8 protein-coding genes are annotated in these 12048 nt (G+C 71.7%); 3 read left to right on the forward strand and 5 right to left on the reverse strand.

Annotated features, from left to right (window positions below):
• Positions 1 to 22: 22 nt before the first annotated feature.
• Positions 23 to 2431: a M4 family metallopeptidase gene (locus tag ABZ810_RS02650; protein WP_358398260.1), complete on the reverse strand. Its 2409-nt coding sequence runs from the start codon at positions 2429 to 2431 to the stop codon at positions 23 to 25.
• A 469-nt stretch (positions 2432 to 2900) separates the two neighbouring features.
• A complete protein-coding gene (locus tag ABZ810_RS02655; protein WP_358398262.1) occupies positions 2901 to 3941 on the reverse strand; it encodes an alpha/beta hydrolase-fold protein in 1041 nt (346 codons plus the stop codon).
• Between the two features lie 70 nt (positions 3942 to 4011).
• Between ABZ810_RS02655 and ABZ810_RS02660 the strand changes: the two genes are divergently transcribed.
• Positions 4012 to 4734, forward strand: coding sequence for a peptidylprolyl isomerase (locus ABZ810_RS02660; RefSeq protein WP_358398265.1), 723 nt, complete (start codon positions 4012 to 4014; stop codon positions 4732 to 4734).
• Positions 4735 to 4802: 68 nt separating this feature from the next.
• Here the strand turns inward: ABZ810_RS02660 and ABZ810_RS02665 are convergent, their stop codons facing one another.
• Positions 4803 to 7748, reverse strand: a complete 2946-nt coding sequence (locus tag ABZ810_RS02665) for a M36 family metallopeptidase (protein WP_358398267.1) — start codon at positions 7746 to 7748, stop codon at positions 4803 to 4805.
• Between the two features lie 235 nt (positions 7749 to 7983).
• Between ABZ810_RS02665 and ABZ810_RS02670 the strand changes: the two genes are divergently transcribed.
• Entirely contained in the window at positions 7984 to 8766 is a 783-nt protein-coding gene (locus ABZ810_RS02670; RefSeq protein WP_358398270.1) for an isocitrate lyase/phosphoenolpyruvate mutase family protein, read from the forward strand.
• 123 nt (positions 8767 to 8889) lie between these two features.
• On the forward strand, positions 8890 to 10029 hold the full coding sequence (locus ABZ810_RS02675; protein WP_358398273.1) for an epoxide hydrolase family protein: 1140 nt from the start codon (positions 8890 to 8892) through the stop codon (positions 10027 to 10029).
• On the opposite strand, the gene ABZ810_RS02680 is transcribed toward ABZ810_RS02675, so the two are convergent.
• Positions 10014 to 10943, reverse strand: a complete 930-nt coding sequence (locus tag ABZ810_RS02680; RefSeq protein WP_358398275.1) for an anti-sigma factor RsbA family regulatory protein — start codon at positions 10941 to 10943, stop codon at positions 10014 to 10016. The two genes, ABZ810_RS02675 and ABZ810_RS02680, sit on opposite strands and share 16 nt — an antisense overlap.
• A 352-nt stretch (positions 10944 to 11295) precedes the next feature.
• On the reverse strand, positions 11296 to 11493 hold the full coding sequence (locus ABZ810_RS02685; RefSeq protein ID WP_358398278.1) for a hypothetical protein: 198 nt from the start codon (positions 11491 to 11493) through the stop codon (positions 11296 to 11298).
• Positions 11494 to 12048: the final 555 nt, after the last annotated feature.

The raw sequence follows: 12048 nt of genomic DNA on the forward strand, positions 1-12048 counted from the left end.
ACGAGCCGGCGGTCTGGGGCGGTCAGGAACGGGTGATCCGGACGTTGTCGATGCCGGCCTCGACGAGGCTGGCGGTGCTCGCGTCCGCGGCGTCGACGACGATGCGGACGGTCTGCCCGGCGTGCGCCGAGATGTTGACGCTGGCCGTCGCCCACCCGGCCGACCGGTTGGTGGCCGCGCCCGCGGTGTTCAGGACCGTCGTCGTGCTGGTCCCGACGACGCGCACCCGCACGTAGTCGGAGCTGGACGAGTTGTTGAGGTGGCCCAGGTACCAGCCGAACGACAACGTCAGCGTCCCGCTCGGCAGCGTGATGGCGGCCGACTGGACGCTGCTGGTGCCGCCGTCGAGGTCGTTGTCGCCCACGGCGGTGCCCGCCGTCAGCCCGGTGGCCAGGGAGTTGCTCCCGCCCTGGGGCGCGAGCTGCAGGTTGGTGCCGGTGTAGGTGGTGGGCGCCGCGGCGCCGCGGGCCCAGGTGCCGGCGGTCGCGGTGTCCGTGCCGCCCGAGTTGACCGCCCAGCCGGTGTTGCCCTCGAAGTCGTCGGAGTAGACCGTCACGGGTCCGCCGGAGCCGACCGTGAGGGTGAACGTGGCGGTGCGGTCGACGCTGGCGCCGTCACCGAGGACGGTGAGGACGTAGGTGCCGTCGGCGGTCCCGGCGGGCACGCTGACCGTCATCGTGGACGACTGGCCGGAGGTGACCGACGCGGGCGAGAACGAGGCGGTCGGGCCGCCCGGGCTGCTCGTCGCCGACAACGCCACGGTCTGGGCGCTGCCCGCCGTGGTCGTGGTGCCGACCGTCGCCGTGGTGGTCCCGCCCGCCTGCGCGCTGCCGGCGTTCGGGGAGACCGACAGCGAGAAGTCGTTCTGCTGCGTGCCGCAGGCCGCCTCGCCGCTCTGCGCGGGAACGCTGACCGCCGCCCACGCCGCCTTGACCGCGTTGCACTCGGTCGCGGAGCCGGGGTACAGCTGGAGCGCCGCGTTGATCGTCTCGATCCGGGCGCGGGCGTGGCTCCAGGCGGTGACCTTGCGGTTCAGGCCGCCCATGAAGATGGCACCGGCCTTCTGGATGCCGATGCCGGTGACCGTGGAGCCGTTGCAGGTGGGGCTGGCCGGCTTGCCGCCGCCAGGGTTGGAGCCCTCGGCTAGCAGGTAGAACCAGTGGTTCTGCGGGCCGGCCGCCGCGTGCACCTCGGTGCTCGGGATCGAGGACGAGTAGCAGTTGGGGTCGCCCAGCGCGGACGGGTTGTACATGTTGCGGATCGGGCCGCTGCCGACCAGGTCGACCTCCTCGCCGACCAGGTAGTCGGGCGGGTCGAGGGTGGCCGGCTCGTTCATGTAGTACTCGGTCAGCGCGCCGAAGATGTCGCCGGCCGACTCGTTCATGCCGCCCTTCTCGTTCCCGCTGCCGCCGCTGGAGCCGCCCGGGGTGGTCTGGAAGATGGCGTGGCCGTACTCGTGCGCGACGACGTCGGTGGGCGTCGCCTGCCGCGTGCCCGCCTGGTTGCGGCCGAAGCTGGTGTAGCTGCCGTTCCAGAACGCGTTCGCCTGGTTCAGGCCGACGCGGGCGGGGAAGCCGCCGCCGCTGCCGTTGATGCCGTTGCGCCCCAGCCAGGCGCTCAGCATGTCCCATTCCTTCTGGACGGCGTAGAGCGCGTCGACGCAGGCCGTCTCGAGGTTGGTGCCGCCGCCGTTGCCCCACACGCTGTCGGTGCCGGTGTAGGTGGCGCCGTCCTGGCCGCCGCAGCGGATGCCGGAACGGTTCGGGTCCGACATCTGCGTGGCAGCGGTGCTGACGTCCACGACGCCGTGGTAGTAGCTGGTGTCGTCGGCGACGTCCGCGACCTCGTCCCACGACTGGACGACCTTGCCGGACGTGGCGTCGACGTACACGTGCAGCTTGGTCGGCGCCTTCTTCTGGAGGCCCTCGACGACGGTCTCGTACGCGAGCCGGCCGGAGCCTTCGGCGATCACGGTCAGCCGCGGCGTGCTCGCCGACGTCACCTTGGTGATCTGGGCCCGGGAGGTGCGGGCGGCCTGCGCCGCGGACACCGAGGCGGTGGTGCCGACGTCGAGCTTCTGCGCCTGGCCGACCGTGGTGCTCAGCACGGCGCCGGTGGCGTTGGTGACGACCACGAAGTCCCCGCCGTACACCGGCAGGCCGTCGTAGGTGCGCTCGTACGCGACGTACTGCAGCCCGCCGGCGCCGGACACGACCTCCTTGCGGACGATCCTGTCCTCGGGGGCCTTGCGGAAGGCCGCCGGCTTGGCGACGACCAGCCGGTCGGCGGAGGCCGCGGCGACCTGCCTGGGGTCGGGCTTCCAGGCCGCGGCCTGGGCGGTGCCCGGCGACGCGTGGACGGGCGAGGACATCGCCACGGCGAGACCGGCGGCGGTGATGGCCGCCGGCCAGAGCGCGGTCAAACGTCTCACTGGGTGCTCCTTCTACGGGCCGGGCAGGGCGCGGCCCTCGGGAGGTCCTTGTGGGATGGCTCACGAGGCCCTGGCCGCTCGGCAAGGGCTGGAGGAGATTCCCGCGGGGGAGTGTGGCGCGGATGCGGCCAGGCGGGGGGCGGCCGCATCCGCGAGCGTTCCGTTGCGGGGGGACGGAACGCTTGGCGCGGGGATCCGAGCCCGCACCACACGAGGAGGGGATAGGGGGATAACGAACGGTTCATCCGGATGAGCTGTCGAGAAGTGCATCCTGTGTACCGCTTCGCGTCAACGCATCCACGTAGGACTGGATTTTCAACTTTTGTGAAAAGCGCCCTGGAAGTTCTGAAACATGGCGCTGAACAGCGAGAACGACCGATCGGCGACGGCCGGAAAGCCGTGCTCGATCGGTCGCTCTCGGTGGCGGAGAATTAAAGGATCACTGGTGCCCGGTTGTCAGATCGGTGAGTCAGGACGCCGATTCGGGACTGATCCGATGGCAGAGCCAGGCGAGCGACAGCGGATAGCGGTACTCGATCGCGCCGTGCGCCGCGTCGAACAGCTCGAAGTGGATCGTGTCCTCCTTGACCCCGGTGTCGAGGAGCGCCTGCCGGAACGCCTGCGCGCCCACGTCCAGGTACCACTCGTCCCGGGTGCCGCCGTCGATCCAGATCGCGCGCTGGGAGAGCACCGCCTCGGCGTGGCGCGGCACCATGCGGACCGGGTCCAGGTCCAGCCAGCGCTGCCAGACGTCCGGCTTGAGGACGCCGGTGACGGTGTCGAACGGCAGGACGGGCGTGCCGTCCTCGGTGGCCGAGTAGCAGGCCGTGTAGCCGAGGAACTCCAGCAGCTTGGAGTCCTCGCCCTTGGTGAACGACACCCGCGAGGTGAAGTCGTTCCACCAGGTCATGATGTCGCCGTCGTAGCCGCGCAGGGCGCGGACCGCGTCGGGGAAGTCGGGCAGGTAGCAGTACTCGAAGAGCGCGTCCCCCGAGTGCGTGGCCAGCGCCCCGAACAGGTCGGGCCGCAGCATCGGCGTGATCATGGCTCCGTAGCCGCCGCTGGACTTGCCGGTGATCGCCCGGTGGGCCGGGCCGGCGAGCGTCCGGTAGTGCCCGTCCACCCACGGCACGACCTCGTCGCACAGGTAGGAGTGGTAGCGGCCGGTGCCCGGCGAGTCCAGGAACTGGCTGCCGCCGTAGGTCGTCCAGGCGTCCACGTACACCACGATCGCGGGCGGCGCCTCGCCCCGGGCGAAGACCGCGTCCGCGAGCTCGGGGAACGGCTGCCGGTAGGGCATGCGGTTGCGCCACATCATCAGGTGCCCGGTGAACCCCTGGATCACGTAGACGACCGGATACCGGCGCTCGGGCTCGGCGTCGTACCCCGGCGGCACGTACACCCAGAGCGGCCGTTCGTGCGGGTCCTTCAGCGGGTTGTCCCGCAACAGCGCGCTGGTGAACACGTGTTCGTCCAGGCGTCCGGCGAGGTCGGCGGACCATGGGAGCATGCGTTCTCCTTGTGTTTCGTCGTGTTTTGCCAGTATCGCCAGGTAGTGGCGATCACTAACTTGGGGCCGCATGAGAACGCGCTGGATGATCCCCGCCTTCACCATCGCCCTCGCCGCCACGCTGCCCTCGGGCATCGCCCAGGCCGCGCCGTCCGCTCCGGTGGCGCCGTCCGCTCCGGCGGCACCGCAGGTCCAGGCATCGGCGCCCCACAAGGGCACGGTGCGCTGCGTGTACACCCCCACTCCCGAGAACCCCGCCGCCAAGCCCGTCCGTCCGCCCCGGCCCCGGGCGACGACGCGCGGCGCCGTCGAGGTGACCCTCAAGACCAACTTCGGCGACATCAAGATCAGGATGGATCGGCGGGCGACGCCCTGCACGGTCCACAACTTCGTCAGCCTCGCGAAACAGCGCTTCTTCGACCGCACCCAGTGCTGGCGGCTGACCAACTCCGAACGGCTGGGCGTCCTGCAGTGCGGTGACATCTACCGCGCCGAGGAGGGCGGCCCCGGCTACAAGTTCGACGACGAGCTCACCGGCACCGAGACCTACCCGCGCGGCACGGTCGCCATGGGCAACTGGGGCCCCGACACCAACAGCAGCCAGTTCTTCCTGGTGCACTCGCACGCCAACATCCCGCCCGCGTACACGGTGTTCGGCAAGGTCACCAAGGGCCTGCACGTCCTCGACAAGATCGTCGCCGGGGGCATCATCCCGGGGCCGACCAACCCGCAGGACGGTCAGCCCCGGCACCCGGTCAAGATCCACAAGGTCCTGGTCCGGCACGCCCGCTAGCGCCCGGCAGCGGACGACGCCGTCCGAGGGGATCGTGCCCCTCGGACGGCGTCGCTCGTTCCGCCTGCTCAGTGCGCGAACGCCTGGAACTCGGCCGCGCGGACGATCGGCGCGCGGAGGCTGCCGGTGGCGCAGTCGGTGGTCGACCGCGGGTCGGCGTCCTGCTCACCCGCGTAGTCCGGCGCACCGGTGCACTGGCTCGACAACACGCGCAACCGCAGGTGGGTGGCCTGGGTGTCGCGCAGGTCGAACGAGCGCATGATCAGCTCCGGCGCCCGCGGCCGCGGCCTGCGGGCCGGGAACGCGTCCGCCGCGCTGGTGTAGACGCTCCGGAACGAGCCGTCCTGCGAGCAGTCGGCCTTCGACGCGTCGCACGCCAGCACCTCGAACCGCCGCAGCGCCGTGAACCGGTTCTGCGCGCCGCCCGGGGCGTGCTCGGGGTCGCCCACCTGGGTCGGCCGCAACATGGCGCTCACCTGCACCCGGCCGACCTTCACGGCCGCGTCGCCGGCCAGGTCCACCGTCACCTGCCGCCCCGCCACCGGCGCGGTCAGCGACTGCCAGTTGGTGGCCTCGGTCTCGTCGACCAGCCGGGCGTGGTCGACGCCGTCGCCGGTGGCCACCGCGCCGTTGGCCGCGGCGGCCTGGTTGCGCGCCATGGACACCGTCAGGCTGCCGGTCGACCGGCCGATCGAGGCGCTGAACCGTTTGTGCCCGAACCCGGCACCGGCCGCCACGAACCCGTACCGGCCCGGAATGATCGTGAACGTGTCGCCGAGCGGCGTCGCGGGGTCGGTGTCGGCCACCGGCACCGCCCGCCCCTCGTAGTCGCCCACGTACAGCCGGACGGCCGCGCCCTTCGCGTCACCGGAGGGACGCAGCTTCACCGTCGCGTTGCGCGCCTCGGGCGAGGCGAAGCTCGGCGTCGGGTCGGCGTCGGCGGGGCCGTTGCTGGCCGCGCCCTGGCCGAGGCCGTGCTGCGCGAACGCGTTCCAGAGCAGCGCCTTGTTGGCGCCGCCGAACCGGATCGCGTCGGCCGCGAGCAGCGCGTCGCGGTGATCGACGTAGCTGACCGCGCCGCTGGCCATCAGCAGCAGCGCGTCGAACGACAGCTGCACCCAGCGCCGCCCGCCGGGGCACCGGTCGACCGGCGTCCGGCCGTCGGCGCAGGCACGGTTGCGGGACGGGCTGCCCTGGCCGTACCGGTCGACGAAGGCCTGCCGGACGTCGAACTGCGTGGCGCTCCAGATCTCGCCGTCGGCGTGCACCTGCTGCCCGACCAGGTCGTAGGCGATGTCGCTGTAGTTGAGCGGGCTGCGGCTCATGTCGTGGTTGCGGATGCCGGCGCGCTTGTCGCCGGTCACGTAGCCGCCGGTCACGTACGGGGTGTCGCCCACCGGACGGAACCCGTACTCGTTGAGGTACTCCATCGCGAACAGGTCGGAGGTGCTCTCGTTCATCGCGCCGGCCTGCGGGCCGCTCCAGCCCGCGTTCGGCCCGCCGATCATGCGGCCGGAGATGGCGTGCGTGTACTCGTGGCCGATGACGCTCATGTCGTAGTCGCCGTCGACGCAGGGGGAGTAGAACGCGCCCGCGATGGGCTGCCACATGTACATGTTCGTGATCGCGGGGGTGCCGTCCGGCGGCGTGATCTGGTTGGCGTTGTCGCGGACGGAGGCGATCCGCGCGCCCGCCTGCGCGTTGCCCTGCTCGGGGTCGCCGCCCAGGCCGCCGCGGCCGCCGTTGTCGGTCTGCATGTTCCAGGCGGTCTCGGTGAAGCCGAGCCGGTACGACCAGTCGTGCATGCGGTTGTGCATCGCGAACAGGTTGGAGATGGCCGCTTCGAGATCGGCCTCCTCCGGGCTGTCGAGCGTCGCCGGGTCGCACTTGCCGCGGAACCACTGGTTGGTCCACGGGTAGGAGTAGTTCCGGTCGGCCTTGGGCGCGTTGGTGCGGGTGCCGACGGTGAACGGGTCGCCGCTGGCGCGGTTCTCGTACGTGCGCGCGGCGTTGCCGAGACTGGTGTTGGTGGGGGCGCCGGTCGCGTGGTCGATGTCCCACGCCTTGCCGGTCGCCGGGTCGCCGCCGACCACGAAGTCGCAGCCGCGGGCCGGGGTGAAGCACCAGGTCTCGCGGGTGTCCCGGGAGGAGTAGTCGCCGCGCGGTGACGCCGGGAAGGCCTCCCAGCGCGGGTCGTCGGCCGCGTGGTCGACGATGTTCTCCCGGATCAGGACCTCGCCGCTGCGGGCGTCCACGAAGGAGTTGACGCCCGCCGGCTCGCCGCCCGAACCGCCTTGGCCGCCCACGTCGATCAGGACGACCTGGTAGGCGCTGCGGACCCCGTTCGCCGTCGGCACGGCCACCAGCCGGGCCTTCGCGGTCTCCGCGGCGGACGTCGAGATCGAGGCGTCCTTGGCGGCCGCGTCGATCGCCTGCCGCTCGCCGAGGGTCGCGGCCGCGGGCGCCGCCGTGTCGCGGGCCAGGGTGGACGACACCGAGACGACCTTGCCGCCGGCGGCGACGCCGACCGAGACCTGGCCGTCGTAACCGGCCGGGAGATCGCCGAACTTCTGCCGCAGCAGCACCGCGGCGCCGGCGCCGATCGGGTTGACCGCGACGCGTTCGAGCGCCGCCACCTCGCCGGCGTCCAGCCCGTACAGGTCGCGGTTGGCCGTCAGGTAGGCGCGGGCGGCCTTCTCGGCGTCGTCGCCGGGCAGCCCGGTGGCCAGCGGGGCGCCCGCCTTGGTGACCGTCGCCGGGGTGCCGAGCCTGTTCCAGCGCACGGTGGTCCCGGCCGCCGCCGAGTCCTGCTGCTTCGAGGTCGGGGCCGCCCGCCCGGTACGGGCGTCCTTGTCGGGCAGGGCGGTGTGCTCGCCCTGGATGTCGGGTGGCCGCGGTCGGCCGGCCCGGGGTTCGCCCCGGGCCGGAACGGCCGCCATGGCCGACAGGAGCATCCCTGCGGCGGCGAGCGCGACCGCGCGCGTCCACGTCGTCGTGAGCACTGTCGATGGCACGTCGAACCTCCTGCGGGAGGGGGCCTGTGGGCCCGGACCCCAACTCGGTCGCGTGATCTCGCGACGTCGTTGACGCAAGCACCTGCGGACACGTGTGGCCATAGTGAAGCGATGACCGGAATCGGCCCGGATGGGTTATTCCGTTGTGATGTGCCCGCGTTGTAAACGCCCGGCGGTGCGGTCGCCCATCATGGAGACGGCCCAGAAACAGTGATCGGGAAGGGTGATCGGGACGATGACGGACCAGGCCGCACTGAACGAGCGGGCGGCGCTGCTGCGCGAGTTGCACCGCCCGGGGCATCCGCTCCTGCTGCCGAACGTGTGGGACGCGGGCTCGGCCCGGGTCGTGGCCGAGGCGGGGTACCCGGCGATCGCCACCGCGTCGGCGGCGATCGCGCAGAGCCTGGGGTACGAGGACCACCACGGGGCGCCCGCCGGGGAGATGTTCGCCGCCGCGGGCCGGGTGATCCGGGCGGTCGGGCTGCCGGTCACCGTGGACGCCGAGGGCGGTTACGGCCTGCCCGCGCGCGAGCTGGTCGGGCGGCTGGCCGCGATCGGCGCGGTGGGCTGCAACCTCGAGGACACCGACCACGGGGCGCCGGGCGGCGGCCTCCGCCCGGCCGGCGAGCAGGCCGGTTTCCTCGCCGAGGTGCGTGCCGCGGCCAAGGACGCCGGCGTCGACCTGGTGATCAACGCCCGGGTCGACGTGTTCGCCGCCGGCGGGCGGGGGCCCGAGGCGACGGCGGCGGCGATCGAGCGGGGGAGGCGCTACTTCGAGGCGGGCGCCGACTGCGTCTATCCGATCCTCGCCTCCGCCGAGGAGGACGTCGCGGCGCTGGCGGCCGGGCTGCCGGGACCGGTCAACATCCTGTCCCTGCCGAACGGGCCGGGGCTGCCGCGGCTGGCCGAGCTCGGCGTCGCCCGCGTGTCGTTCGGCCCGCAGCCCTACCGGTGGGCCCTGGCGAGCCTGAAGCGCGGTGTGGAGCGGATCGCGGCCATGGAGGACCCGCGAGACTGATCCGTCCAGCCCGGCTCGGGAGAGTCCCCGTCACTTGTTGGTCATGCCAACGTTCTGATAGCGTTGGCCTAGCCAACGTTGGCGGTGCCAGCGAAATCCCTCCCGAAGGCCGGAGAAGAACCCATGATCGAGCCGTTCCGCATCGACATCCCGCAGACCGCTCTCGACGACCTGGGCGACCGCCTCGCCCGGACCCGGTGGCCCGACGAACTGCCCGGCGCGGGCACCGACTACGGCATCCCGCTCGCCCGCGTCCGCGAGCTGGCCGAGTACTGGCGGACCCGCTACGACTGGCGGGCGCACGAGGCGAAGCTGAACGAGCTGCCGCACTTCGTCACCGAGATCGACGGGCAGCGGATCCACTTCGTGCACGTCCGCTCGGACCGGCCGGACGCCCTCCCGCTGATCCTGACCCACGGCTGGCCGGGTTCGTTCCTGGAGTTCCTGGACGTCATCGAGCCGCTGTCGCGGGACTTCCACCTGGTGATCCCGTCCATCCCCGGCTTCGGGTTCTCCGGGCCGACCAGGGAGCGCGGCTGGGACCTGCGCCGGATCGCCCGCGCCTTCGCCGCGCTGATGGAACGGCTGGGCTACGACCGCTACGGCGCCCAGGGCGGCGACTGGGGAGCGGGGATCTCCCGCGCCCTCGGCGAGGTCGACTCCGAGCACGTGATCGGCGTTCACCTGAACTACCTGCCGACGCCGCCGCCGCCCGTTCCCGGCATCGAGGACGGCCTGTCCGCCGACGACCGCGCCCGGCTCGACACGATCAAGGCCATGGTCGCCCAGCGCCCCGGCTACCAGGTGCTCCACATGACCACGCCGCAGACCGTCGCGTACGGCCTGACCGACTCGCCGGTCGCCCAGCTGGCGTGGATCGTCGAGCGCTTCGACGCCTGGGCCGACCCGGACTCCGCGATCGACCTGGACCGGATCCTCACCGACGTGACGCTCTACTGGCTCACCGGCACCGCCGGCTCCTCGGCCCGCATCGCCAAGGAGAGCAGCTTCGGAGGCCCGTCTCCCTGCCCCGTTCCGGTCGGGATCGCCGTCTTCGCCCACGACATCACCCGGTCCATCCGGCCGTTCGCCGAACGGCAGTTCGACGTCGTGCGGTGGAGCGAGTTCGACCGCGGCGGCCACTTCGCCGCCCTCGAGGTGCCCGAGGTGTTCGCGGCCGACGTCACGGCCTTCTTCACCGGCCTCCTCGACGGCCCTGTCGCAGGCGAGAAGGTCGGCGCCGCCGGTCAGCGGGCGAAGTAGGCCTGGAAGGAGGTGCCTTCGGGAGTGGTGTGGACGCGCAGCAGGTCGGCGACGTAGTTGACCATCAGCAGGCCCCGGCCGCCGTTGTGGCTGAGCCCGACGGGCTCGCGACCGGCGAGCGGGTCGGTGAGATGGCCGGCGTCGCTGACCTGGCACACCAGCGCGGTCTCGTCGACCCACACCCGCATGGTCCCGCGCCCGCCCCCGTGGCGGACCGAGTTGGCCGCCAGCTCGTTGACCGCGATCTCCAGGTCGCCCGTCCTGGCGTCGTCGAAGCCCGCGAGCGCCGCCGCCTTCACGGCCGCCTCGCGGGTCTGGCCGAGGCCGTCGAGGTCGTAGTCGAGGGTCACGTGGTGCCAGGCGTCCGGTCCCGGCTCGGGCAGCGGCACGTTGGACGCCCGCAGCGCCGCCCCGGCGTCGAAGTCGGGGCTGACGGTGCGCTTGGTCCGCTCGATCAGCGTGGGATGCGTGACCGCCGCGTCCGCGAGCACGTTGGGCTGGAGCACCGACGCGTCGTACGGGCACAGGATGGTCACCGGCCGGCCGGCGAACGCCAGGTTGATCAGGGCCTCGTGCTGGACGCAGGCGGGATACTCGTGCGCCGTCCGGCCGTCCCAGATCGGCTCGCCGATGATCCGCACGTGCCGCGCCTCCGGGTGGGCGTCGGCGAAGCCGCGCAGGACGGCGGGGATGATCCGGCCCGGATTGCGCCCGGCCACCGACATGTCCACCATGTGGACATCGTCCGCGTCGCGGCCCAGGCTCTCGCGCAGCAGGTCGAGCTTCGGAGCGGGCACCGCCACCGCGACGGGTTCGCCCACCCACAGGCCCTCGCGGACGAACGGGACCGTCTCGGCGAGGTACTCGTCGTCGCCCCGGTAGAGGAGCGCGGGATGCACGAACGATCCGGTCATGACAGCACCTTGACGTTCGGCACCTGGGGGTAGATCGCTCCCATTATGCGCCGCGTCGGCGGCGGTGGGACGGGAACGCACGGATGCGCCCCGGTGAGCGGCGGCCCGGCAGGCTCAGGCGTGTCGCGCGTGAACAGGCTGATCTCCCCCTTCGTGACGTCGCCCACCCGGCCGGGAACGGGTGTGCGGAGCGTTCGACACGCAAACCTTCTCCCCCCGTCACCCGAGGCCAAACGTATCCTCATCCTGGCAAACCGCCCATCCCGGTCGCGTTCCGGGCCGCCGCGAACGCCCCTACCGTCCACACGATGTGTCCTGCGCCACACCCGACCGCCCGATGTCTTGCCCGCCGTCACCCGCGCACGGGGTGGACCGGCCCCTGACGGGCGTTTACCGGATCGCCTACGGTCACGGCCTGCGCGCCGCGTTCCGAATCCGACGCGCCGACGCGGCCCATCTGATGCTCGAACTGGTAAGCCGACCCGAAGCGGTGCGCACGGTCGTGGCCGTCGCCTACTGAACGGTATTTGCGGGCGGCCCGGACGGTCATTAATAGAGTGTTCGAATCGCATTTCTTAAGGCCTATTCATGATCTCTAAACTCAGCTGGTGTCCGTTCCGTAGCAAATGTCCGTCAGGGTGAGGTTGTGGGCGGATTCTCGGCCGTTGTCTGGCGCCTCGATCAGGAGGAAACGGGAAACACTGGTCTTCTGCATTGCCCTTCATGGGATTCTCGTCCAGGATAATTAGATCCTGGACGACGTGGTATGAGCTTCGGGGCCTGGAGAATTCGCGTGGGATCTCCAGAAGCGTCATGGTGGCCGAGGTCAACGTGATCAAGAATTGCCGCGAAAGTGCAGGCGGACGTTTGTTCGTGCCCGGCAGGGCGGCAACGGAACCGGGGGTTCACAATGCCGAAATCGGTGACGACGTTCGGCGCGGGGCATCGCCGAAAGCGCCGGCGCGGGGGTGCTCCCTCGCGCGGCCACGTGACATCAACGGCATCACCAGCGCTCATCTGACGCCGCGCTCGTTCGGGGGTCCGAGCGCGACGTCCTCCTGACATCCATGCCTCGGCCCGCAACGGGCCACGGACGGGAGACGCC

It is taken from the genome of Spirillospora sp. NPDC047279 (assembly GCF_040643285.1).
GTDB lineage: Bacteria > Actinomycetota > Actinomycetes > Streptosporangiales > Streptosporangiaceae > Spirillospora.